The 23229-nt window shown below is 65.4% G+C and carries 20 protein-coding genes, 2 tRNA genes and 1 other RNA gene; 16 read left to right on the top strand and 7 right to left on the bottom strand.

What is annotated here, in order from left to right:
* Positions 1-86: 86 nt before the first annotated feature.
* From rpsA to lapB, 4 genes are all read left to right on the top strand, one after another.
* A complete protein-coding gene (rpsA, locus tag SAOR_RS06215) occupies positions 87-1772 on the top strand; it encodes a 30S ribosomal protein S1 (protein WP_123630668.1) in 1686 nt (561 codons plus the stop codon).
* 125 nt (positions 1773-1897) lie between these two features.
* Positions 1898-2185: an integration host factor subunit beta gene (locus SAOR_RS06210; RefSeq protein ID WP_123590330.1), complete on the top strand. Its 288-nt coding sequence runs from the start codon at positions 1898-1900 to the stop codon at positions 2183-2185.
* A gap of 58 nt (positions 2186-2243) precedes the next feature.
* Positions 2244-2534 (top strand): LapA family protein, encoded by a 291-nt coding sequence (locus SAOR_RS06205; protein ID WP_123630667.1) that lies wholly within the window; start codon positions 2244-2246, stop codon positions 2532-2534.
* Complete coding sequence (lapB, locus tag SAOR_RS06200; RefSeq protein WP_123630666.1) at positions 2527-3729, top strand: lipopolysaccharide assembly protein LapB; 1203 nt, start codon at positions 2527-2529, stop codon at positions 3727-3729. The genes SAOR_RS06205 and lapB overlap by 8 nt, the downstream gene beginning before the upstream one ends.
* Positions 3730-4032: 303 nt before the next feature.
* Here the strand turns inward: lapB and SAOR_RS06195 are convergent, their stop codons facing one another.
* Entirely contained in the window at positions 4033-5550 is a 1518-nt protein-coding gene (locus tag SAOR_RS06195) for a M48 family metalloprotease (protein ID WP_185015569.1), read from the bottom strand.
* Between the two features lie 183 nt (positions 5551-5733).
* Here SAOR_RS06195 and SAOR_RS06190 point away from each other — a divergent pair, with 183 nt between their 5' ends.
* Complete coding sequence (locus SAOR_RS06190; RefSeq protein ID WP_123630664.1) at positions 5734-6819, top strand: AI-2E family transporter; 1086 nt, start codon at positions 5734-5736, stop codon at positions 6817-6819.
* A 39-nt stretch (positions 6820-6858) separates the two neighbouring features.
* Here the strand turns inward: SAOR_RS06190 and glcF are convergent, their stop codons facing one another.
* The 6 genes from glcF to SAOR_RS06165 form a co-directional block, all read right to left on the bottom strand.
* Complete coding sequence (glcF, locus tag SAOR_RS06185) at positions 6859-8103, bottom strand: glycolate oxidase subunit GlcF (RefSeq protein WP_123630663.1); 1245 nt, start codon at positions 8101-8103, stop codon at positions 6859-6861.
* Position 8104: 1 nt separating this feature from the next.
* On the bottom strand, positions 8105-9166 hold the full coding sequence (glcE, locus tag SAOR_RS16905; RefSeq protein ID WP_221179893.1) for a glycolate oxidase subunit GlcE: 1062 nt from the start codon (positions 9164-9166) through the stop codon (positions 8105-8107).
* Positions 9163-10668 carry an FAD-linked oxidase C-terminal domain-containing protein gene (locus tag SAOR_RS16900; protein ID WP_221179892.1) on the bottom strand — a complete coding sequence of 502 codons (1506 nt, stop codon included), beginning with the start codon at positions 10666-10668 and terminating at the stop codon, positions 9163-9165. The genes glcE and SAOR_RS16900 overlap by 4 nt, the downstream gene beginning before the upstream one ends.
* Positions 10669-10731: 63 nt before the next feature.
* A complete protein-coding gene (locus SAOR_RS06175; protein WP_123630662.1) occupies positions 10732-12141 on the bottom strand; it encodes a PhoH family protein in 1410 nt (469 codons plus the stop codon).
* A 108-nt stretch (positions 12142-12249) separates the two neighbouring features.
* Positions 12250-12720, bottom strand: coding sequence for a peroxiredoxin (locus SAOR_RS06170; RefSeq protein ID WP_123630661.1), 471 nt, complete (start codon positions 12718-12720; stop codon positions 12250-12252).
* A 49-nt stretch (positions 12721-12769) separates the two neighbouring features.
* A complete protein-coding gene (locus tag SAOR_RS06165) occupies positions 12770-13309 on the bottom strand; it encodes a glycine cleavage system transcriptional repressor (protein ID WP_123630660.1) in 540 nt (179 codons plus the stop codon).
* Between the two features lie 152 nt (positions 13310-13461).
* Here SAOR_RS06165 and dapA point away from each other — a divergent pair, with 152 nt between their 5' ends.
* The 11 genes from dapA to recR all read left to right on the top strand — a co-directional run bounded on the left by dapA (position 13462) and on the right by recR (position 22996).
* The gene (gene dapA, locus SAOR_RS06160; RefSeq protein WP_425472098.1) at positions 13462-14331 is read left to right on the top strand and encodes a 4-hydroxy-tetrahydrodipicolinate synthase; all 870 of its coding nucleotides are present in this window, start codon (positions 13462-13464) and stop codon (positions 14329-14331) included.
* Between the two features lie 137 nt (positions 14332-14468).
* On the top strand, positions 14469-14792 hold the full coding sequence (locus tag SAOR_RS06155; RefSeq protein ID WP_123630658.1) for a hypothetical protein: 324 nt from the start codon (positions 14469-14471) through the stop codon (positions 14790-14792).
* Between the two features lie 21 nt (positions 14793-14813).
* The gene (locus SAOR_RS06150; protein WP_123630657.1) at positions 14814-15503 is read left to right on the top strand and encodes a YjbF family lipoprotein; all 690 of its coding nucleotides are present in this window, start codon (positions 14814-14816) and stop codon (positions 15501-15503) included.
* Positions 15497-16327 carry a capsule biosynthesis GfcC family protein gene (locus SAOR_RS06145; RefSeq protein ID WP_185015568.1) on the top strand — a complete coding sequence of 277 codons (831 nt, stop codon included), beginning with the start codon at positions 15497-15499 and terminating at the stop codon, positions 16325-16327. The genes SAOR_RS06150 and SAOR_RS06145 overlap by 7 nt, the downstream gene beginning before the upstream one ends.
* Complete coding sequence (locus SAOR_RS06140) at positions 16320-18467, top strand: YjbH domain-containing protein (protein WP_123630655.1); 2148 nt, start codon at positions 16320-16322, stop codon at positions 18465-18467. The genes SAOR_RS06145 and SAOR_RS06140 overlap by 8 nt, the downstream gene beginning before the upstream one ends.
* Before the next feature lie 821 nt (positions 18468-19288).
* A tRNA-Ser gene (locus SAOR_RS16775) sits at positions 19289-19453 on the top strand.
* A 48-nt stretch (positions 19454-19501) separates the two neighbouring features.
* Positions 19502-19592, top strand: a tRNA-Ser gene (locus tag SAOR_RS06135).
* Between the two features lie 50 nt (positions 19593-19642).
* An RNA gene (ffs, locus tag SAOR_RS06130) (signal recognition particle sRNA small type) lies at positions 19643-19739 on the top strand.
* A 203-nt stretch (positions 19740-19942) separates the two neighbouring features.
* On the top strand, positions 19943-22012 hold the full coding sequence (gene dnaX, locus SAOR_RS06125) for a DNA polymerase III subunit gamma/tau (RefSeq protein ID WP_123630654.1): 2070 nt from the start codon (positions 19943-19945) through the stop codon (positions 22010-22012).
* Positions 22009-22332 carry a YbaB/EbfC family nucleoid-associated protein gene (locus SAOR_RS06120; protein ID WP_123590313.1) on the top strand — a complete coding sequence of 108 codons (324 nt, stop codon included), beginning with the start codon at positions 22009-22011 and terminating at the stop codon, positions 22330-22332. The genes dnaX and SAOR_RS06120 overlap by 4 nt, the downstream gene beginning before the upstream one ends.
* A 67-nt stretch (positions 22333-22399) precedes the next feature.
* Entirely contained in the window at positions 22400-22996 is a 597-nt protein-coding gene (gene recR, locus SAOR_RS06115) for a recombination mediator RecR (protein WP_123630653.1), read from the top strand.
* The last annotated feature ends 233 nt before the right edge of the window (positions 22997-23229 follow it).

The raw sequence follows: 23229 nt of genomic DNA, 5'->3' as shown, positions 1-23229 counted from the left end.
CGGAGGCGGCGCAAGGCCGTTTCACGGATTGTTTTTTCAACCACCGATGGCGCCTTTCTCGTGCGCCGCAGGATCAAGTCCCACCCATGTCTGAAAGTTTCGCCGAACTATTCGAGCAAAGTCTGCAGGGTCGCACCATGCAGCCCGGTTCCCTCATCAACGCCGAGGTGCTGGAAGTCAAGAACGACGTCGTGATCGTCGACGCGGGCCTCAAGTCCGAAGGCGTGATCCCGGTCGATGAATTCTACGACGAGAACGGCGAACTGTCGGTCTCGGAGGGCGACAAGGTCGAAGTCGCGCTGGAGGCCGTCGAGGACGGTTTCGGCGCCACCCGGCTGTCGAAGGAAAAGGCCCAGCGGATCCGCACCTGGGACTTCCTCACCAGCGCCTACGAGAACAGCGAATCCGTGGTCGGACACATCTCGGGCAAGGTCAAGGGCGGCTACACCGTCGATGTCGGCAACATCCGCGCCTTCCTGCCGGGTTCGCTGGTCGACGTGCGCCCGGTGCGCGACACCACGTATCTGGAAGGCAAGCCGCTCGAATTCCGTGTCATCAAGCTCGACCGTCTGCGCAACAACGTGGTCGTGTCGCGTCGCGATGTGCTCAAGGAAGAGTACAGCGAAGAGCGCAAGCAGCTGCTCGACACGCTCCAGGAAGGCATCGTGCTCAAGGGCATCGTCAAGAACCTGGTCGACTACGGCGCCTTCGTGGACCTCGGCGGCATCGACGGCCTGCTGCACATCACGGACATGTCCTGGAAGCGCATCAAGGACCCGACCGATGTCGTCAACGTCGGCGAGGAGATCGAGGTCAAGGTGCTCAAGTTCGATCGTGAGCGCACCCGCGTCTCGCTCGGCCTGAAGCAGCTCGGCGACGATCCGTGGGTCAACATCGCGCGCCGCTATCCGGAGAACACGCGCCTGTTCGGCAACGTGACCAATATCACCGACTACGGCGCCTTCGTCGAGATCGAATCGGGTGTCGAAGGCCTGGTGCACGTCTCCGAGATGGACTGGACCAACAAGAACGTCAATCCCGGCCAGCTCGTGTCGGTGGGCGACGAGGTCGAGGTCATGGTGCTGGAGATCGACGAGGAGCGCCGCCGCATCTCGCTGGGCATGAAGCAGTGCCAGTCGAACCCGTGGGAGGACTTCGCTGCCAACCACCAGCGTGGCGATCAGGTCTCCGGCCAGATCAAGTCGATCACGGATTTCGGCATCTTCGTCGGCCTGCCGGGCAACATCGACGGTCTCGTGCACCTGTCCGACCTGTCCTGGAACGAGGCCGGCGAGGAAGTGGTGCGCAACTACTCGAAGGGTGAAGAGGTCGAGGCCGTGGTGCTGTCGATCGACGCCGATCGCGAGCGCATCTCGCTGGGCATCAAGCAGCTGGCGCAGGATCCGCTCGGCAGCTTCGTCGCCGATCATCCCAAGGGCAGCATCGTCACCGGGACCATCTCGAGCGTGGACGCGCGCGGGGCGGTGGTCGACCTCGGCAACGACGTCTCCGGCTACATCCGCGCGTCGGACATCGCGCGCGACCGCGTCGAGGATGCGCGTTCGGTGCTCTCCGAGGGCGAGCAGGTCGAGGCCCGCTTCGTCGGCGTCGATCGCCGCAACCGCACCATCAGCCTGTCGATTCGTGCCAAGGAAGAGAAGGACGAGCAGCAGGCGATGCGCGAATACGCGGATACCGACGCGTCGACCGGCACGACCAGCCTGGGCGAGCTGCTCAAGGAGCAGATCGACGCCAACGATCGCACCGATTAGTCGGGGTTCGCCCGGTGCGGCGACGCGGGGCGCTTGCGCGCGCCCCGCGTTTTAAATAGCCTCTCGCTAGGGGTGCGTCATTGCGGCGCATGATCGGGGGTCGGCGTTTCGAGGGAGAGCGCTGCATGACTAAATCGGAGTTGATCGAGCGGTTGGTCCAACGTCAGGCGCATATGTCGCACCGGGACGTGGAACTGGCCGTCAAGCTGTTGCTGGACAACGTGATCGGAGAACTGGCCGACGGCGGCCGGGTCGAGATCCGCGGGTTCGGCAGCTTTTCCGTACACCATCGGCCGGCACGGCGGGGGCGCAACCCGAAGACTGGGGAGTCCGTGGACATTCCGGAAAAGTACGTGCCGCACTTCAAGCCCGGCAAGGAACTGCGCGAGCGCGTCAATACGAACCACTCATAGCCGAGCGGTGGCGCGCCTCTCAGACGCCGCTCGACCATGGCAATAATACGGTGTCTCAATGCTGCGCCTGATACGTAACCTGGTTGTGATTGTCGCTCTGGTGCTCGGCGTCGCATTCGGCTTTTTCAACTATGACCTGGTCAGCGTCGATCTGCTCTGGACGACGACGGAGGCGCCGCTCGTCGTGCTGCTGGCCGTGGCGTTCGTGATCGGTTTTCTCATCACGCTGCTCGTCTGCGGCGTGCGTATCGCACGGTTGCGGAGTCAGCTGTCGAGCGCCCAGCGCAAGCTGAAGGACGCCCGGTCCGAGATATCCAACCTGCGGAGCCTGCCTATCCACGATGCTTGACGGCATCTGGGTCGTGCTGCTCCTGCTGCCCGTCGCGGCGGCGTCCGGGTGGTATGCACGGGGTCGAAGCCGGGATCCGGACGAGTCGGCTGCACCGGTCAACGCCGACTATCTGCGCGGCATCAGTCATCTCGTCAACGACGATGCGGATCGCGCGATTGCCGCCTTCGTGCGTCTGCTCGACGTCGATAACGATACCGCCGAGACTCATATCGCGCTCGGCAATCTCTTTCGTCGCCAGGGTGAAGTCGACCGGGCCCTGCGTGTTCACCAGAACCTGGTGGCGCGTCCGAATCTGAAAGCGGCGCATCGCAATCAGGCACGTTACGAACTGGCCCAGGATTATCTGCGGGCCGGCGTGCTCGACCGGGCGGAGAATCTGTTCCGCGAGCTCGCCGACCAGAACCTGTTTCTGGACCGGTCCCTGACCGGCCTGATCGCGATCTACGAGCAGGAGCGGGACTGGTCACAGGCCATCGAGACGACGCGTCGTCTCGAGACGGTACGCGGGACCTCGCTACGCCCGGTGATCGCGCAATATTTCTGCGAGCTGGCGGAACAGGCGCGCAGTGAAGGCGCGCACGAGGCGCTGCAACGCCATCTCAAGGCCGCGCGCCATTCCTTTCGGGACTGTGCCCGGGCGAGCCTGATCGCGGGCGCGGTCGCGGAACAGGGCGGCGAACACCGGGCCGCGATTCGCGCCTACCGCCAGATCCTGCGCCAGGACGCCGCGTTCATCTCCGAAATCGTCGAACCAATGCGGCGCTGTCACGCGGCACTGCATGACGAGCGCGGCTACGCCCAGTTCCTGCGGGAGCTGATGCCGCTATGCGACGGCGCTCACCCGCATGTGGCCTATGCGCGCCTGCTGCAGCGCCAGGGGCGGGTGGACGAAGCGATCGCGCACATCTCGCAGTATCTGCAATCCGAACCGAACTGGATCGGTTTCTATCATCTGCTCGACCTGACCTGGTCGCAGACGCGCAGCAATCTCACCGGTCCGCTCGACAGTCTGCGGCAGTCGCTGGGCCGCATCATCGAACGTCAGTCCCTCTATCACTGCGGGCAGTGTGGGTTCGCGGGGCGCTATCTGCATTGGCAGTGCCCGAGCTGCCGGCAATGGAACACGGTCACGCCCGTGCGGGATGTGCGTCCCGGTGAGACAGCGCCGACCCGGAGTGCGCGCCTGCTCTAGGGCGTGTCAACATTATGAGCCGCGTCAAGCGCTGTCGTGCGACAAGGCAAGGCGCAGTACGCGCCGCGCAGTCGGTCTGCGCGAGCATGCGAAAACGCTGGGTTGCTGTACAACAGCGCCTGGCCCCAGGGGCTGGACCGCGCATGAAACGACCATGGGCACTCGGCGGCATTGCCAGTCTTGATCGTGGCTCGCCGCGATCGGCGACTCGTGCCTTGCCGCACACGATGTGCGGTCTCCAACGCGGCGTTCGCATGAAGTATTAACAGGCCTTTAAGTGCCCGCCGGGCACTGCGTGCTGAGTCATCGTGCGGAACCGGGGCGCGTCGAAGCGGGTCGTGCGTCCTCGTTGACGCGCTCGCGACATTCGCGCTCGGACCAGGCGTCATGGCAGGCGCGGACGATCTGGTCGAGCTGCGCGCGCAGGCGGCTTTCGTCGAAGGCGTTCAGGTCGGCGGTCTGCAGCGCGGCGCGCAATTGATTGATGGCCGGCGCGTAGGCGCCGCGCATCTCGTGGAACCGGGCCTGGCGATAGTAGGCCTCGCCCAGGCGGCCCTGCTGGCTGGCGGCGCGGGCGAGCATCTCCTGTGCTTCGGACGCGCTGGCCAGCAGTTGGGTCTCGCCGAGCAGGTAGTCGCGCGCGGCGCCGGGCTCGCCGGCTTCGATGAGCGTGCGCGCGTAGTCGAGCTTGGCGGCTGCGCTGTCGGGAAAATCCGCCCGGATGGCGTCGAGCTGGCGCCGCGCCGTGGCGAGCTGCCCGGCGCGCGAATAGGTGTGCGCCAGCGCCAGTCGATAGGCGAGCATGTCGGGATGGGCCCGCGCCAATGGCCGCAGCAGATCGGCCGCCTCCTGGTTGCGGCCGAGTCGATTCAGCACCAGGGCGTAGCCGTAGTCCAGCGCGGGCGCCGGGCGCCCGTCGGCGCGCCGGTTCTCGTAATAACGCGCAAGATCGCTCAGCTGGCGGCCGGCCAGCACGCGGGCGCGCTCCTTCATCAGGGCGTATTGGGGCGACTCGCGAACGTCGATCGCGCCGTAGTCGGCGGCTCGCGATTCGGCCTCGGCCATGCGCGTGGTGCTCACCGGATGCGAGAGTAGGATCTGTGGCAGTTGGGTCCCGTAAAGCCGGGCGCGGCGCTGCATCTTCGCGAAGAAGCTCGACATGGCGTCGGGATCGTAGTCGGCCGCGGCCAGCGTACGGATGCCGAGGCGATCGGCTTCGTATTCGTGCGAGCGGGTGTAGTTCGTCTGCTGCTGGCCGAGGTTGGACACGCCGGCGGCCACGGCCGCCGAGATGGCATCGGGGTCGCCGCCGCCGGCGACGGCCGCGAGCAGAACCGCTGCGGCGGTCGCCCAGCCCATCCCCGACGTCGCCTCGATCTGGCGGGCGATGTGGCGCTGGGTGACGTGCGCGATCTCGTGGCTCATGACGCCGGCGAGTTCGCTCTCGTTATCGGTCTCGGTGAGCAAGCCGGCATTGATGCCCACATAACCGCCCGGCAGGGCGAAGGCGTTCACTTGCGCGCTGTCGATGACGTAGAACCGGAAGTTGCCGGCGTTGCCCGAGGTGTGACGGACCAGCCGGTTCCCGACCTGGTTGACGTATTCGGACAGCAGCGCGTCCTCGATGATCATGCCGCGGCCGAGCAGTTCGGAGACGACCTGCCGACCCAGCTTGTCCTCCTTGGCCGGCGACATATACGCGTCGGCGGGCTGACCGATGGTCGGCAGTTGATAGTCGCGGGCCGCGCCGGCGGTCGCCATGACGATGAAACACGCCAGGCAGCCCGCGAGCCAGCGGACGAGGGTGGGGGTCGCGCGCACGAAGAGCCTTTCCGACATCGGTCCCAGTGAGACTCAGGTTAGCGTGATTCGTTCATTCCATTAAACTGCCCGCCAAGCGTCTGCACCGATGCGAGACAAGGAGACAGAGTTGGGTCAACAGCGCAACAGGCATCATCCGCGGGGTGCCTCCGGCGGAGCGCGCCGGGTCGACGGGCTCGCGGCATGAACATCATCCGCTCCTGGTTCGCCCGGCATTTCTCCGATCCGCAGGTGGTCGCGCTGGCGCTGATTCTGCTCAGCGGCCTTGTCCTGCTCATGCTCTTCGGCACGCTGCTCACGCCCGTGCTGGCCTCTGTGGTGGTCGCCTATCTGCTCGATGGCCCGGTCTGTCGGCTCGAGCGGCTGCGGGTGCCGCGCTGGGTGGCGGCCGCGCTGCTCTCGACCGCCCTGCTGCTGAGCGTGGTCTGGGTGAGCTTCGCGCTGCTGCCGCTGCTCACCCGGCAGGCCGGCCAGATCGTGCAGGAACTGCCGGCGTTGATCGATCGCATCCAGACATGGATCGCGTCGCTGCCCTCACGTTATCCGGCGCTGATCACGGGCGAGCAGATCGATGCGCTGCTGAACACCACCACGATCGACGTCGCCTCCTGGCGCCAGTCGCTGGTCACGCGGTCGCTGGTGGTGGGCATGGGCCTGCTGTATCTGGGTGTCTATATCCTGCTCGTGCCGCTGATGGTGTTCTTCATGCTGCGCGACAAGCACCTGATTCTGACGTGGGTCGCAGGTTTCGTGCCACGTAACCGGGGGCTGGTGCAGTCGGTCTGGACCGACGTCAACGCCCAGCTGAGCAACTACGTCCGCGGCAAGGCGGTGGAGATCGCCATCGTCTGGGTCGCCGCTTACGCGACGTTCACGCTGCTCGGGCTCAAGTACGCGATGCTGCTGTCCGCCCTGGTCGGGTTCTCGGTGCTCGTGCCCTATATCGGCGCCTTCGGCATGACCGTGCCGGTGATGCTGGTCGCCTACGCGCAGTGGGGCATGGAGGCCCAGACGCTGTACGTGCTCGTCGCCTATATCGTATTGCAGATGATCGACGGCAACATACTGGTGCCGGTGCTCTTCTCGGAGGCGGTGGACCTGCATCCGGTGGCCATCATCACGGCCGTGCTCTTCTTCGGCGGCGTTTGGGGCTTCTGGGGCGTGTTCTTCGCGATACCCCTGGCGACCGTCGTCCACGCCGTGATCAAGGCCTGGCCGCGAACACACGCGCCGCTCGAGGGTGACACGCGCGGCCTGGGGGCCGGCTGAGCCGCGGCGGCGCCAGGGGCCCTCAGGCCCCCCGGAGTCTCAGGCCGCCGCGGGCTGGGCCATCCGCGGTTCCAGCAGCTCGATCCAGTGCCGCACCGGGATGCCGGCGGCGGCTTCCAGATGCAGCTGGCAGCCGATGTTGGCGGTGACGATCACGTCCGGGGCACCGGCATTGAGCGAGGCGAGCTTGTTGTCGCGCAGCTCGTTGGCCATGGTCGGCTGCAGGATCGAATAGGTCCCCGCGGAGCCGCAGCACAGATGCGGATCCTGCACGTGGGTGAGCTGATAGCCTGCCTGGGTCAGGATCTCGGCGACGTTGTCGTGCAGGCCGGGGGCGTTCTGCAGCGTGCACGGCGGATGATAGGCGACCTTGCGGCCGTCGCCGATGTCGCCGAGCGAGGTCAGGTCCTCCTGCGCCAGCACGTCGCTTAGATCGCGCGTGAGTTCCGAGACCCGCGCGGCCTTGTCCGCGTACACCGGGTCGTTGCGCAGCATGTAGCCGTACTCGGCCACCGAGGCGCCGCAGCCGCTGGCGGTGATCACGATCGCCTCGGCGCCGGCCTCGATATGCGGCCACCAGGCATCGATGTTGGCGCGCGCGAAATCCAGCGCCTCCTCGCGGTGGCTCAGATGCTGGGACAGCGCGCCGCAGCAGCCGCTGGCCTTCGGCGCGATCAGGCGCACGCCGAGTTTCGAGAGAATGCGCGCGGCGTGGGCGTTGGTGTTGGGCGCGGCCACCGGCTGCACGCAGCCGTCATGGACGAGCATGGTGCGTTGGGTGTTGTCCGCCTGCGGCCAGTCGATGCGCTCCTGTTTCGGTGGCATCTTCTGGCGCAGCGGCGCCAGCGGCCCCACCAGCAGCGGCTTGAAGAAATGGCCGAGCGCGAAGACGAAACCGAAACGGTTCCGGTAGGCCACGATATGACGCAGCAGCCAGCGCACGACCCGCTGCGGCAGCGGCCGCTGCACCTTCTGATCGACCAGTTCGCGGCCGATGTCGGCGAGCTTGGCGTACTCCACGCCCGACGGGCAGGTGGTCTCGCAGGCGCGGCAGGTCAGGCAGCGGTCGAGATGACGCTGGGTCTTCTCGGTCGGCTCTTCGCCTTCCAGCACCTGCTTGATCATGTAGATGCGCCCGCGCGGGCCGTCCCGCTCGTCGCCTACCAGCTGGTAGGTCGGGCAGGTGGCGGTACAGAAGCCGCAGTGGGTGCAGGCGCGCAGGATGCGGTCGGCCTCCTGGCCGTCGGCGGTGTCGCGCAGTTGCGGGATGATCGATGTCTGCATATCAGAAGTCCGGGTAGAGCCGGCCGCGGTTGAGAATACCGGCCGGATCGACGGATTGCTTGACGCGCCGATGCAGCGCCATCAGCGCCTTGGGCAATGGATGAAAACGCGGCGACGCGTCACCGCGATAAATGCTGGCGTGGCCGCCGTGGCTCGATACCGCCGCGCGGACCGTCTCCGCGGGTGCGGCCGATCGCAGCCAGCGCTGGGCGCCGGCCCAGTCGAGCGCCGTCGGCCCCTCAAGATCCATCATGGGTGTGGCCGGGGCCACGGACAAGCGCCACAGCGGGTCGTCGCCTTCGAAGAATTTGCGCGTCTGCTCGCGCACGCTCTGCCAGAAGGTGCCGTCGTCGGTCAGCGCCTCGCCCCCCAGGGCCCGGATGGCCGAGTCCACTGAGGACTGTGCGCCGGCCAGCCGTAGATAGGTCCGGCCGTCCTCCCAGTAGGCCGCGGTGATCGGCCACGGCTTGCGCTGCCAGGCGTTGATCTGCTCGATGGCCGTGGCGGCGTCGTGCTCGAACACCCGCGTGGCGCGGGCGCGTGGGGCCGGCAGTACCTTGAGGCTGATCTCCAGCAGCATGCCGAGCGTGCCGTGGGCGCCGGCCATCAGCCGCGACAGATCGTAGCCCGCGACGTTTTTCATGACCTCGCCGCCGAAGCGCAGATCCTCGCCCCGGCCGTTGACGATGCGCGTGCCCAGCACGAGATCGCGGGCGGCACCGAAGAACGGCCGGCCGGGCCCGGAGACGCCGGCGGCGATGGTGCCGCCGAGGGTCGCGTTGGCGCCGTGGTGCGGCGGTTCGAAGGGCAGCATCTGACCGGCGTCGGCGAGCGCGGCCTCGATCTCGGTCAGCGGCGTGCCGGCGCGTGCGGTGAGCACCAGCTCGCCCGGCTCGTAGGACACGATGCCGCGGTGGCCGGTCACGTCCAGCGCTTCGCCCTCGCTGCGCTCGCCCAGAAACGCCTTGGTGCCGCCGCCGCGGATCGCCAGCGGCGCCTCGCGGGCCGCGGCGTCGGCGACGCGTTCGCTCAGCTCCCGGCTCAGATCGGCGTGCTCGCTCACAGTCGCTCCAGTTCGGGGTGGGGCAGTTCGCCGTTGTGGACATGCATGGCACCGAATTCGGCGCAGCGGTGCAGCGTGGGCACGGCCTTGCCCGGATTGAGCAGGCCCTTCGGATCGAAGGCTTCCTTGACCGCGTGGAACTGGGTCAGCTCGGCCGACGGAAACTGGACGCACATCTGATCGATCTTCTCCACGCCGACACCGTGCTCGCCGGTGATCGAGCCGCCGTGCTCCAGGCACAGCCGGCAGATCGCGCCGCCGAAGGCTTCGGTGCGTTCCAGCTCGCCTTCCTGATTGGCATCGTAGAGAATCAGCGGATGCAGGTTGCCGTCGCCGGCGTGAAAGACGTTGGCCACGCGCTGGCCGTATTCTTCCGACAGCTCGCCGATGCCGATCAGCACCTCGGCGAGCGCCTTGCGCGGGATCGTGCCGTCCATGCAGTAGTAGTCCGGCGAGATACGCCCCATGGCCGGGAAGGCGGCCTTGCGCCCGGCCCAGAACAGGGCGCGCTCGCCGTCGTCGCGCGAGATGCGGACCTCGGTCGCGCCCTCGCGCTCGACGACCTCGCGCACGCGTTCGATATCCTCCTCCACCTCGGCCTCGGTGCCGTCGACCTCGCAGAGCAGGATGGCGGCGGCGTCCTTGGGATAACCCGCGTGCACGAATTCCTCGGTGGCCACGATCGCCGGGTTGTCCAGCATCTCCAGGCCCGCGGGCACGATCCCGGCCTGGATGATTGCGGCCACGGCGTCGCCGGCCTTGCGGACGTCGTCGAAGGCCACCAGCGCGACCCGCGCCAGCTCCGGCTTGGCCAGCAGCTTGACCGTGACCTCGACGATCACGCCGAGCAGGCCCTCGGAGCCGGTCATCAGCGCGAGCAGGTCGAAACCGGGGCTGTCCAGGGCGCTGCTGCCGATCGTCAGGCGCTCGCCCTCCACGGTCACGATCTCGATCTGGACGATGTTGTGGGTGGTCAGGCCGTATTTCAGACAGTGAACGCCGCCGGAGTTCTCCGCGACGTTGCCGCCGATCGAACAGGCGATCTGGGAGGACGGGTCGGGCGCATAGTAGAGCCCGAGATGCGATACCGCCTCGGAGATCGCGAGGTTGCGCACGCCGGGCTGGACCGTGGCCCGCCGGTTGTCGGTGTCGATGTCCAGAATGCGGTTGAACTTGGCCAGCGACAGCAGCACGCCGTCGTCCAGCGGCAGCGCGCCGCCCGACAGGCCGGTGCCGGCGCCGCGGGCGACCACCGGCACGTCGTTGTCGTGGCAGATGCGCATGGTCGTCTGGACCTGGGCGATGGTCGACGGCAGCACCACGATCATCGGCACCTGGCGATAGGCCGACAGGCCGTCGCATTCGAACGGGCGCAGATCCTCGTCCGCGTGCAGCACGATATCGGCGGGCAGCTCCGCCGTGAGCCGCTCGATGAGCTGCTGTTTCCGGGGCGCGCCACCGAGCGCCTGCTCGGTCGACGCGGCAAGATCGGCATGGGCCATGGAAACTCCTGGCGCCTGCGCGCGCTGTGAGCGTTGCAGGCGGTTCTTGAAGCCTGATTCGATTCAGAGTTTATCAGAGGCGTAGTCGGCCAGACGCGAGCGTTCGCCGCGTGCGAGCGTCACGTGGCCGGCATGGCGCCAGTTCCGGAACCGGTCCACCACGTTGGTCAGCCCGGAGGTGGTCTCGGTGAGATAGGGCGTGTCGATCTGGGCCAGATTGCCCAGACAGACGAACTTGGTGCCCGGCCCGGCGCGGGTGATCAGCGTCTTCATCTGCTTGGGGGTCAGATTCTGGGCCTCGTCCAGGATGATGAAGCGCTCGAGGAAGGTGCGACCGCGCATGAAGTTGACCGAACGGATCTTGATGCGCTTGGACAGCAGCTCGTTGGTGGCCGCGCGCTCCCAGTCGGAGCCGCCGCCGTTGCCGGTGAGCACCTCGAGGTTGTCCATGAGCGCGCCCATCCAGGGCGTCATCTTCTCTTCCTCGGTGCCGGGCAGAAAGCCGATGTCGTCGCCGACCGGCACGGTCACGCGGGTCATGATGATCTCGCGATAGCGCGATTCGTCCAGCGTCTGCGCCAGCGCTGCGGCGAGCGTGAGCAGCGTCTTGCCGGTGCCGGCCGCGCCGAGCAGGGTGACGAAATCGATCTCCGGGTCCATGAGCAGGTTGAGGGCGAAGTTCTGTTCGCGGTTGCGCGCGTTCACCCCCCAGACCGAGCCCTTGCCGGGGCGGTAGTCGTCGGCGAGTTCGAGGGTGGCGGTGTCGCCGTCGAGCTCGCGGGTGATGAGCTCGATGTCGTTCTCGCGGCCGAAATAGAGCAGCTCGTTGAGATGCCAGTCGGTGACTTCCGGGCCGCTGAGCTGGTAGAAGGTCCGCCCGGCCTCCTGCCAGGAATCCATGTTCTGGCCGTGCGTGCTCCAGAAATCGCCCGGCAGCTCGGCGTAGCCGGTGTAGAGCAGGTCGAGGTCCTCGAGCACCTTGTCGTTGATGTAATCCTCGGCCTCGATGCCGATCACCGACGCCTTGATCCGCAGGTTGATGTCCTTGGACACCAGCACGACCTCGGCGCCGGTGAACACGCCGCGCAGCGACAGCGCCGACAGCAGGATCGAGTTGTCGGCCTTGTTGCCCGGCAGCATGGTCGGCAGGCTGCCCTCGGCCGGGCGGGTCTCGAAGTACAGCCGGCCGCTGGCGCGCGGGGCGTCCTCGTCGGCGCTGGCCGCGAATTCGACGCCCTGGTCGAGCGCCAGGCCGGCGTCGATCTCGGCGTGCGTGTGGCGCGCCATCAGCGTGTCGAGAAAACGGCTGACCTGGCGCACGTTGCGCGCGACCTCGGACACGCCCTTCTTGCCGGCGTCGAGCTCTTCGAGCACGACCATCGGGATGAAGATGTCGTGCTCCTGGAAGCGGAACAGCGCCGTCGGGTCGTGCATGAGCACGTTGGTGTCGAGAACGAAGACTCGTTTGGACATGGAGCGATCCGGTCGGACGAGTGGAGCCCGGGCGCGGCCGGGCCGTGTTATCGGAAGACGGCGTCGACCGATGCCGCCTTTGTCGCGACAGAGCGGCGACCCGTGCCGCTAAGCGGCCAGGGCGCGCACCGCGTCGAGCACTTCCTGCGCGTGGTCGGCGACCTTGACCCCGCGCCAGACGTGGCGAATGACGCCGTCACCGTCAATCACGAAGGTGCTGCGCTCGATGCCGATATGTCGGCGCCCGTACATGTTCTTCTCCTTGAGGACATCGTAGGCGCGGCAGAGCTTTTCGTCCGGGTCGCTGACGAGATCGAAGGGAAAGCCATACTTGCGGCGGAAATTCTCGTGCTTGCGCAGCGAGTCGCGGGAGACGCCCACGATATCGGCACCCGCGGCGCGAAAGTCGTCGTAGGCATCGCGAAACGCTTCGCCTTCCTGGGTGCAGCCGGGCGTGTTGTCGCGCGGATAGAAATACAGCACCAGGGTGCGGCCGGCGAACTCCGACAGCGACAGTGTCTTGTCGCCCGTCGCGGGAGCGGAGAAATCGGGCGCTTGCGCCCCGGTTTCGGCGGTCATCGGCGGGTCTCCTCTGGATGTCGCGATGGTGGCTGTCGCGATTGGGCCGTCAGGTCTTGACCGGGTCGAGCAGGCCGTCGGCATGCAGGTCGTCGCAGATATCCATGAAGGCATCGCGCAGCGTCTGCGGATGATGGTTCAGCGGCACCTGCAGCGCGATATGCAGCGTGCACATCGGCGCGCCGGTCAGCCCGGATTCGTAGGCCTGGGCGCTGATCTCGACCACGCGGGTCTCCTGCTCGGCGAAGAAATCCAGCAACTCGCCGAGCAGCCGTGTCTGCTGCGGCGCGACGACCTCGGCGGCATAGGGGCGATACGCGGTCTCCGGTTCCGCCGGCCGGCTGTGTCGGGACTGGATCGCCAGACCGAGCTGTTCGGCCAGCCCGGGCAGGGCACTTTCCATCTTGCCCATGGCGCTCCAGTTGCCCGACAGCAGCAGCGCGGCCGAGAATTGATCCCCCAGCGGGGTGATGCGGCATTCCGAAATCTCGCAGCCGCGCTGCACGACGGCATCGACGAGATCGCGCGCGAGCTTGTCGCGACTCGCGCCTACTGCCACGATCGAAAGATACTTCTTGATTTCCGGCATGGGCAGAGCTCGGCTCGAAGAACGTCGGCGACTGGAAAAGCCGGCTATGTTAGCACTACAAGGCACGCGCACACGCGGTTACAATCCGTCGCCCGTGCACGGGTACGACAGGAGACAACGTGGTAAAAGGCAATCAGGAACTGGGCGGCAGCATGGTCGCCATCGTCACGCCCATGCACGCCGACGGCAGCGTCGACTGGGAGAGTTTCGAACGGCTCATCGACTGGCACATCAGCGAGGGCACCGACGGCATCGTCGCGGTCGGTACCACCGGCGAATCCTCGACGCTCGGCTTTCGCGAGCACGATGAGGTCATCGAGCGCGCGGTCGAGATCGTGGACAGGCGCGTACCGGTGATTGCCGGCACGGGCGGCAACGCCACCGACGAAGCCATCCGCCTGACGCGCCACGCCAAGCGCGTGGGTGCCGATGCCTGTCTGCTCGTCTGTCCGTACTACAACAAGCCCACGCAGGAAGGCCTGTACCGGCACTTCCATGCCATCGCCATGGCCGTCGACATTCCACAGGTGCTCTACAACGTGCCGAGCCGCACGGGCGTGGACATGCTGCCCGAGACGGTCGGGCGCCTGGCCGAGATCGACAACATCGTCGCGCTCAAGGAGGCCAAGGGCTCCATCGAACGGATCCATGCGCTGATCGAGGAGGTCGGCGACAACATCCGCATCTTCTCCGGCGACGACGGCACGGCCATGGAGACCATGCTCGTCGGCGGCAAGGGCGACATCTCGGTCACCGCCAACGTCGCGCCGCGCCTGATGCACGACATGTGTGAGGCCGCGGTCGCCGGCGATCGCGAGCGGGCGGAGGCACTCGACGCCGAGCTGCTGCCGCTGCACAACGCACTGTTTCTCGAACCCAATCCGATCGCGGTCAAGTGGGCGCTCGGTGAGATGGGCTATATCGGGCCCGGCATCCGCCTGCCGATGACGCCGCTGGCCGAGCATTTCCACGAGCCGGTGCGGGAGGCATTGCGCCAGTTGAGGCTGTTGACCGGTTCGTGATCGCTTGCGTTCGGAGTAATTGTGAGCAAGACTCCTGTCCTTGGCGTAGTGTCTTGTACAGCGGTTTGCGTTTCAGCCCAGGCTGTTGTAGTTTTCAAGCTGCGCAAAAACTTATGCCCTTCTTGGGAGACAGAACGATGAAAAATATTCTGGCTGCAACCAGTATCGCCATGCTGCTGATGGCGCCAGTCGCCATGGCACAGAACAGCTCCGACGCAGACAGCAGTGACGAGCAGCCGGTTGCCTCTGGCGGCGCGGCGGGTTCTGACAATGCTCAGACGGTTGCGCACGGCGCGCTGGCGGCCGGTGGTGCGGCTGCACTCATCGGCGGCGCGCTCGCGCTGGCGGACAGTGGTGATGAAGACGTGAACTTGGGTGGCACCACCGGAACTACGGGTACAACTGGTACGACGGGTACGACGGGTACGACAGGCACGACTGGGACGGTTGGCACGAACTGACCCAGTAACGTTCGCAGTCTAATGCAGCTGCCAGATATCGCGAACAAATCGAAAGGCCGCCTTCGGGCGGCCTTTCTTTGTGGGTGGTTTTTTTGGGTCGGTATTGCGCTGAGCGCATGCGCCGGTGGTAACGGTGGTCCGTTTTCGTCCACGGTCGCGACATTCATTCCGGGCGAGGGCGATTATTCTCGTCAGGCTGAATCAATCCCCTATGCTTCGATCGCGTTATCAGTCGCCGGTCATGGCGGGCTGCTGGTGCTCGCAGAGAAAAGCGATCGGGTAACCTTCTGGCAAACAAGTACCGGCGAGACTGTTGTTCTCGCTAACGAGTATCTTGAAGCCACAAGGGGGTTGAGTCGAGATCTGCTTTCTGCACGAGTTGTAGGGGAATCGTCGCCGCCATGGCACGGCGCGGTGGGTGATCCCGTGTCTTATAAGGTTGAAAGATCCTGGCGAGACAGCGAGGGTCGCGAAAAAGCCGGGCAGGGTAACGCAACCCTCACTTGCGGCCCGGAGCGCGAGAAGCTTGACCTGCCCCTGGCCGCGATACGGCTTGAGCGTTGTCGCGAGGTCGTTTCCTGGTCCAATGGCAAACAGACTGCCTCCGTGATCTGGCGTTCTCCCGGGGATCGTCATATTTGGGCGGCAGAAGTCGTACCGTGGCCGGGCGGGCCTGTTATTGCTTGGCGCGTGGCCAGACCCTGGTGGTAGTGTTTGTTTCAGCGCCGGTAAACGGCATTCATGCGATTACTGGGAGCTTGATGTCGTCTCTCTTCGGATGTCTGCGTGCGGCTTCGGCTGGTTTGCTCATTGCCATAGTCGGTGGCGTCTTCTTTACCTCCGCAGCGGCGACGTCGAGAACAGACGGGCCACGACTGTTGCAAGCATGGCTGGCATACCCCGATCTGGCGTCAGTTGATTGGCCTTACGCCTACATACGCGAGATCGATGCGGCAGAGACAGCGCGGCGAATAAAACGTGACCTGCTGGGGGAGCTGGATAACCTGTCCTGGCGTCTTGAGGAAATGGGATACGTCAGGCCGGTCGAGACCGTTGCCGCATGGCGTAGACGAATCGAATCGCTACAGGCATTTCGATTGCCTGGCGACTGGGGTGCCGCGCAACTTTTGGCTCAACCTGAGCACAATGTCCCGCTTTCGCGTATTTCAGCGATCGGAAGCTGTCAGCCGCCGAACTGGGTGGAAGTCTGGGATGTTCAGGGCATTCGCCGTCTGGATTGGCCTTCGGCGCGCTCGCTCGGTGATCTTGTCGACGACGATGTAATTTCGGCGACGGGCGATGGCCAAGTCGCTGTGGTTACACCGATGGGCCATGTAGTACACCGGGGGATTCAAGCCTGGAATTACACAGACATGGATTTGATGCCAGGCTCCAGGGTGATCGTAGCGTTGCCGTTTAAGGGGGATGCGTTTCCGTGGATACGGGATGCGATCGCCCGTCTAACGGCGCGCACCCCGACGGGGACCGAGTGCCGAGAGTCGGAATTCCGCCAGGATTCGGCCCGCCATGAGTAAGACCCGGATCTATGGTTGCGCCTTGGGCGTTGCGCGAGCCGCTGTAATCAGTGGTTTGGTTGTAGTGCCCTGTCTGTCGGGGCGTGCGTTGGCCGCCAGTAGCGATTATTCGCTGAACCTGTTTCAGAGCGATTTTGGTGGCGTCGGGCTCATGCAGACGCCGACAGCCCGCATGAAGCCGACCGCACAGATGTCGTTCACGTACGACCAAGTGGATCCTTACACGCATTACGCATTCAGCCTGCAACCTTTCGAGTGGTTGGAAGCCGGCTTTCGCTATACTCAGATATCCGACCGACTGTACCCGGCTTCGGGGCAACGGGAGTTGGAATATCTCGACAAAGGAGTGGATTTAAAGCTATCGCTCATCGATGAGAGCCGGTATGTGCCTGAGGTCGCGTTGGGGTTTCGCGATTTCGGCGGGACTGGCTTGTTTGGCAGCGAGTACGTTGTAGCAAACAAGCGTTGGTATAACTTCGATTTTAGCCTGGGGCTGGCGTGGGGCTATCTCGGCTCGCGGGCGGATTTGGAGAATCCGTTGCGTGTAGCCGGCGAGCGGTTCGAGGAGCGCACCGGGCGCAGTGCTGATGGCGGCGGTGACTTCAATCTCAATGAATTGTTTACGGGCAAAGCGGCTTTATTCGGCGGGATCCAGTATCAGACTCCGTTCGAACCATTGACGTTGCAGCTCGAATACGATGGCAATGACTATTCGAGCGAGCCGCTCGATAATCCACAGGAGCAGGATTCACCGATCAATGTGGGTGCGCGGCTGCGCGTCCACGACAACGTGACGCTTTCGGCCGCATGGGAACGGGGCAACACCGCAATGTTCGGTATGACGCTCAGCGCGAACCTTGCCGGACTGTCGCAACCCAAGAATGATCCGGCTCCGGTGCCTCCCAAACCGGGTCGGGATCACAATACGAATGATTGGTCCGAAGTCGCTGATGCCTTGGCTGACAACGCCGGTATCCGCGCCAGCCGTATCACTCGGGATGGGAACGCCCTCGTCGTAGAGGGTGTGGCGGCAAAGTACCGTCGAATGCCAGAAGCCGAGATGCGGGCGAATCGTATTCTGCACAACGCGGCCGGCCCCGATATTGATACGTTTCGCTATCGTTGGATCAGTAATGGGTTCCATCTGCGCGAGGACGTCATGCCGCGTGATCCGCTGCCGCATGCACCGATATTGGTCGAGCCCGGCAGCGCCTTTGCGGATCTCGACTATCGGCGTGGTGTCGCCGCAGTGAACACGGTTGGCGAGCCTGCGTCGTCGTCTCAGGAACAAGCGCTCTACGAATCGTTCGGCGATCGCTTTTCCTGGAGCTTGTGGCCGGACGTGAATCAGAACTACGGTGGCCCGGACGGTTATCTTTATCAAGTTCTGGCTAAACTCGGTGCGCAGTTCCGTACAGACGAACATGGGTGGTTCTCCGGCAGCCTCGGCTATACGCTGTTCGACAACCTGGACAACGCCGATTACATCGCACCTTCCGACTTGCCGCGCGTGCGGACCTTCGTAACTCGGTATCTGGATGAAACCGAAGTCGGCATATATAACTTGCAATATACGCGTACGGCGCGTTTGTCCGATAACTGGTTCGGCATGGCGTATGGCGGTTATCTAGAGCAGATGTACGCCGGGGCGGGTGGCGAAGTTCTGTATCGCCCGTTCAACAGCGATATCGCGTTTGGCTTCAATGCCAACTGGGTGCGTCAACGCGAATTCGATACCCAGTTCGGCCTGCGCGATTATTCGACCTGGACGGGGCACGCGACAGCGTATGTCGACACGGGCATCAAGGATGTGCTGGCTCAGCTCAGCGTAGGGCGCTATCTAGCGAAAGACATCGGGGCGACCCTCGATTTCTCGCGCCTGTTCGACAATGGCGTCCGATTAGGAGCCTATGCGACGTTCACTGACGCAGGCGACGCGTATGGTGAAGGCAGCTTCGACAAGGGGATATATCTCAGCATGCCCCTGGACTTGTTTTTCACGGAGTCGAGTTCACAACGCGCCGGTATTGCTTGGCGGCCGCTGACACGAGATGGTGGCGCGCGGTTGTCACGTCGCTACTCGCTTTACGGCCTTACGTCTCTGAGGAATCTCGGCAATTACTGGGAAGACTTCCAGTGACCGAATGGGAGGCAGACGTGGTGGCTTACGGTCCGTGACGGTGTCTTGTCTTATGCTGTTCGGCCGCCCCAGTGATAGGGTTCGTCGCCGGTATCCAGGCGCAATACGTATAGCGGACGCCACATCTCATACTTAATGAATGGTTACGGGAGTATCAGTGAAGGCAACTCTCCTCTTTATGCTGGGTATCGTCGCCACGGGCCTGACGGCCTGTGCCGGTACCCCGGACTGCCTTGAGAATCAGGCTTACATGGACGCGAAATCGTTTCCGCCGCTTGAGAGTCCGCCGGGTCTCGATGTTCCCGAGCCGGACTCGGCGATGCAAATCCCGGAAGTCGAACGCGGCCCCGTAGGTAAATACGATGAGGCACCGGCTCACTCGGTCAGCAGTGACCCGAGAGCCCGTTGTCTAACCTCACCGCCGGCGATGAGCAGCTAGACCTGGCAGAGCGTTGTAGCTGGCAGCGGCTTCAGACGTTGGCCGCAGCTCGATCTCAACGGCCTGCACACGATTTGCGGGGTTGTGCACAGCGATCCGAAGCATATCGATGGTGTGATATACGGTCGGCTGACATACGGGAAATATAGCCCGACACGGCATAGGGTCGGTGACGCTGCGCTGGCGCGCATTTTGGGGCCGGTGTATCGCGGTAGCGCCGCGTGCGCGATCAGACCAAGGCAGGCGCTGGTAACGTACAAGCGCGCAACTCAAATGTTGCGCTCGCCAGTCTTCCGTGTCTGTCCGTTGTAGCCTTGCCGTTACCCCGTAGGACGGATCATCCCCGGAGGCCGATCACATGCGTTACAATGCCGCGCTCTACGGAGAGGTGTCCGAGCGGTCGAAGGAGCACGCCTGGAAAGCGTGTGTGCGGTAACCCCGTACCGAGGGTTGACCAGCCGCACTGCGGCTGGCGCGAACATGCCGAGCATGTGAGTCCGAAGGACGAAAATCGCCAAAAGCGATTTTCGCAATCCCGACCTCTCCGGTCGCCCGCGAGGGCGACGCATAAGTTACAATCTGCAGCCGTTTTTTAGGAGAGGTGTCCGAGCGGTCGAAGGAGCACGCCTGGAAAGCGTGTGTGCGGTAACCCCGTACCGAGGGTTCGAATCCCTCCCTCTCCGCCAGACATGGCGCGGCGGCCTTAGCCGCGCGCCGACCAATCAATGGTGGCCCGTGTCGGTGCCCCCGCGACGACATGCCGCAAATCCCGTCAGGCCCGGAAGGGAGCAGCGGTAGCGGCGGACTCGGGCGCCGGGGTGTCGCTGGTGCGGGCCGCCACCCTTGTCTCACGCGGCGCGGCCTTCGGTCCGCGCGGGCCGGGCCATCCCGCGAAACGGGATGGGCGATCGGGCGGCTTGAAACTCCACCGGCGGGCCGCGATAGTGTGTGTTCGCGGATCAATCGACCGCCCGGCCATCAGGCAGATCATGGTGCATATCCTCGCGGCCGACACGGCACGCTCCGGCCCCGCCGCATGAGTTTCCAGGCGCTCGCCCGAACCTGGCGCCCGCGGCGCTTCGACGAGCTCGTGGGGCAGACGCATGTGGTGCGTGCGCTCACCCACGCGCTCGAACAGGACCAGCTCCACCACGCGCTGCTGTTTTCGGGCACGCGCGGCGTCGGCAAGACCACGCTGGCGCGCATCATCGCCAAGTGCCTGAACTGCGAGCACGGTGTCACCGCGCATCCGTGTCGGGGCGACGACGCCTGCGGCACCTGCCGTGAGATCGACGAAGGGCGCTTCGTCGACCTGATCGAGGTCGACGCCGCCTCGCGTACCGGTGTCGACGACACCCGCGACCTCATGGACAACGTCCAGTACGCGCCCACGCGCGGCCGCAGCAAGGTGTATCTCATCGACGAGGTGCACATGCTGTCCAAACATTCCTTCAACGCGTTGCTGAAGACGCTCGAGGAGCCGCCGCCGCGCGTGCAGTTCCTGCTCGCCACGACGGAACCGGAAAAGATCCCGGTCACCATCCTGTCCCGCTGTCTGCAGTTCCCGCTCAAGCGGCTGCCCGTCGCCGAGATCAGCGCCCAGCTGCAGACCGTCGTCGACGCCGAATCGCTGAGCGTGGAAGAGGGCGCACTGACCGAAATCGCCCGCGCGGCCGACGGCAGCATGCGCGACGGACTGTCGCTGCTGGACCAGGCGATCGCCTTCGGCGGCGGCCGGCTCGAGTCCGAAGCCGTGCGCGAGATGCTGGGCACGCTCGGCCAGGCCCGCGTCGCCGAACTGGTCACGGCGATCGTGGACGCGGATGCCGCGACGGCACTTGAAGCACTCGCCGCGCTCTACGCCCAGGGGATCGACATGCGCTATCTGCTGGATGCGCTGGCCACCGCCTGGCAGCACATCGCCACGATTCAGATCGTCGGTGACGTGGTCGACGAGGAGGCCGAGCCCTGGCGCGAAACCGCGGCCCGGGCGGACGCGGCGACGGTTCAGGTGCTGTACGACATCACGCTGGCCGGTGTGCGCGATCTCGCGCACGCGCCGGATCCGCTGGTGGGCGTCAAGATGACGGTACTGCGGATGCTGGCCTTCGTGCCGGCCGGCGCGGCCACCGGTCATTCGAACGCACCCGGCGGATCGGAGCGCCCGGCAAAGCCTAGCGCCGAGCCCGCCCGCAGCGGCCCCGCCGCGCTGCGCGAGCAGCTGGGGCGTTCGACCGCGACCAGCTCACATCAAGCCGCCGCGCCCGCGGCGCCGCAGGCCACGGCTGAACAGCCGGTGGTGAAGGGACAGGCGGGCGAACCGAACGGGCAGCCCGTGGCGCGGCAATCGTCTACTCAGGAGACATCGCCGCCGTCCGCCGCCGAGCCCGCGCCGTCTGAGCCGCCGGCACGGGAGACGCTGACCCCGGCCGCTGCCAGTGAACCGTCGGCAGAGAACAGCGAGCCGGGTGCGCCGGCACCGCGAACCGAGTCGAAACCGGATGCGGCCACAGCATCGACGCCGACCGAAGCGATGCCCGCTGCCGAGCCGGAGCCGGAGCCGACTCCGGACCCCGAAACGACACCAGCGGCCGAGCCCGACCCGGCCACTGAAGCGACACCGGCCGAGCCCGCCGGCAGCGACGTCGAGCAACCGTCGACCGGGGACGACGCCGCGGGCCGCGATCACCCCGAGGACTGGCACGCGCTGGTCCCGCGGCTGGAGGTGTCGGGATTCGGTGCGCAGCTTGCAAACAACGGGGTCTGTCGCCATCTCGATGAGAAACAGGTGGTGCTCGAGCTGGCGCGCAGCAACGAGTTCCTCGCGACAGCCGGCGCAAAGCGAAAGCTGGAGGCGGCACTGGCCGCGTACTGGGCGCCGCAGCCGGCACCGAAACTGTCGGTCGAATTCGTGGACGAGGCCCGGGACACGCCCGCCCAGCGGCAGGAACAGGACGCCGAGGCGAGGCAGCGGGACGCGATCGCCTCGATCGAGAACGATCCGTTCGTGCATCGGCTGCGCGATCGGCTGGGCGCGCAGCTGCGCGCCGATACCATCAAGCCCAACCGCCGCAGCGCGGCGGCGCAACAGCGAGAAGAGCGATGAAAGGTTCCATAGGCAAGATCATGCAGCAGGCCCAGGCGATGCAGGGCAAGATGCAGGAGGCGCAGGAAGAGCTCGCCAAGATGGAGATCACGGGCGAGTCCGGCGCCGGCCTGGTCAAGGTCGTCATGACCGGCAAGCACGAGGTCAAGAACGTGATCATCGACCCGAGCGTCTTCGAGGAGGATCGCGAATTCGCGGAGGATCTAATGGCGGCGGCGATCAACGACGCCGTCCAGCGCGTGGATGCCGCCAGCAAGGAGAAGATGTCGGAGCTCACGGGCGGCATGGATCTGCCGCCGGGCATGAACCTGCCGTTCTGAGCGCGATGGCACGCACCCTTCGGTATCTGGACACAGGCGCCGCGCGGCCGATGGGGTCTGGCTGACCGTGGCCTTTTCACCGGCCCTGACCCAGCTCATAGACGCCCTGCGGGTCCTGCCCGGCGTGGGCGCCAAGAGCGCCCAACGCATGGCGTTTCATCTGCTGCAGCGGGAGCGCCAGGGCGGGCGGCATCTGGCGACGACGCTGGAACACGCCATCGCCACCGTGCGCCACTGCAGCGAATGCCGCATGTTCACCGAAGGCGAACGCTGCGAGATCTGCGCCAACGAACGCCGCGATCCCGCGCTCGTCTGTGTCGTGGAGAGCCCGGCCGACGTCATGGCCATCGAGCAGAACACCGACTATCGCGGTCGCTATTTCGTGCTCATGGGCAAACTGTCGCCGCTGGACGGCGTGGGCCCGGAGGAGCTCGGCCTCGGCATTCTGCGCGAGCGCCTGGCGGCGGGCACGGTCGAGGAACTGATTCTCGCCATGGGCGCGACGGTCGAGGGCGAGGCCACCGCCCAATACGTCGGCGACCTGGCGCGTCAGAACGGCGCCCGCATATCGCGGATCGCCCACGGCGTGCCGGTGGGCGGCGAGCTGGAGTATGTCGACGCCGGCACCCTCAGTCAGGCGTTTTCCGGTCGGCGGCCGGTCTGAGCGACATGCCTGCGGCCGATTAAGCGCCGAGCTATCGACTGACGCGATCAGCGGCGAGCGGAGCCACACAGCCGCATAGGTCGGCTTAGGCCACAGGCCGTAAGCCGACGGAAACGCCCGCCAGGCTCGATGCGATCTGCAGATGCCCGGATGGTCGCGGCTTCGGCCCGTCGTATGACGCCGTCGGCTAATCCGACCTACGGAGCTATGGACCTACGGAACGCTCAGCCGCG

The sequence above is a fragment of the Salinisphaera orenii subsp. orenii MK-B5 genome (assembly GCF_003788635.1).
GTDB lineage: Bacteria > Pseudomonadota > Gammaproteobacteria > Nevskiales > Salinisphaeraceae > Salinisphaera > Salinisphaera orenii.
The sequence above is the reverse complement of the archived record's forward strand: the minus strand, read 5'-3'. Positions and strand labels throughout refer to the sequence as shown.

Excerpts from the sequence above, each read along its gene's own strand:
- rpsA (WP_123630668.1), top strand. The coding sequence starts at position 87 with ATGTCTGAAAGTTTCGCCGAACTATTCGAGCAAAGTCTGCAGGGTCGC.
- SAOR_RS06210 (WP_123590330.1), top strand. The coding sequence starts at position 1,898 with ATGACTAAATCGGAGTTGATCGAGCGGTTGGTCCAACGTCAGGCGCAT.
- SAOR_RS06205 (WP_123630667.1), top strand. The coding sequence starts at position 2,244 with ATGCTGCGCCTGATACGTAACCTGGTTGTGATTGTCGCTCTGGTGCTC.
- lapB (WP_123630666.1), top strand. The coding sequence starts at position 2,527 with ATGCTTGACGGCATCTGGGTCGTGCTGCTCCTGCTGCCCGTCGCGGCG.
- SAOR_RS06190 (WP_123630664.1), top strand. The coding sequence starts at position 5,734 with ATGAACATCATCCGCTCCTGGTTCGCCCGGCATTTCTCCGATCCGCAG.
- glcF (WP_123630663.1), bottom strand. The coding sequence starts at position 8,103 with ATGCAGACATCGATCATCCCGCAACTGCGCGACACCGCCGACGGCCAG.
- SAOR_RS16900 (WP_221179892.1), bottom strand. The coding sequence starts at position 10,668 with ATGGCCCATGCCGATCTTGCCGCGTCGACCGAGCAGGCGCTCGGTGGC.
- SAOR_RS06175 (WP_123630662.1), bottom strand. The coding sequence starts at position 12,141 with ATGTCCAAACGAGTCTTCGTTCTCGACACCAACGTGCTCATGCACGAC.
- SAOR_RS06170 (WP_123630661.1), bottom strand. The coding sequence starts at position 12,720 with ATGACCGCCGAAACCGGGGCGCAAGCGCCCGATTTCTCCGCTCCCGCG.
- SAOR_RS06165 (WP_123630660.1), bottom strand. The coding sequence starts at position 13,309 with ATGCCGGAAATCAAGAAGTATCTTTCGATCGTGGCAGTAGGCGCGAGT.
- dapA (WP_425472098.1), top strand. The coding sequence starts at position 13,462 with ATGGTCGCCATCGTCACGCCCATGCACGCCGACGGCAGCGTCGACTGG.
- SAOR_RS06155 (WP_123630658.1), top strand. The coding sequence starts at position 14,469 with ATGAAAAATATTCTGGCTGCAACCAGTATCGCCATGCTGCTGATGGCG.
- SAOR_RS06150 (WP_123630657.1), top strand. The coding sequence starts at position 14,814 with ATGCAGCTGCCAGATATCGCGAACAAATCGAAAGGCCGCCTTCGGGCG.
- SAOR_RS06140 (WP_123630655.1), top strand. The coding sequence starts at position 16,320 with ATGAGTAAGACCCGGATCTATGGTTGCGCCTTGGGCGTTGCGCGAGCC.
- dnaX (WP_123630654.1), top strand. The coding sequence starts at position 19,943 with ATGAGTTTCCAGGCGCTCGCCCGAACCTGGCGCCCGCGGCGCTTCGAC.
- SAOR_RS06120 (WP_123590313.1), top strand. The coding sequence starts at position 22,009 with ATGAAAGGTTCCATAGGCAAGATCATGCAGCAGGCCCAGGCGATGCAG.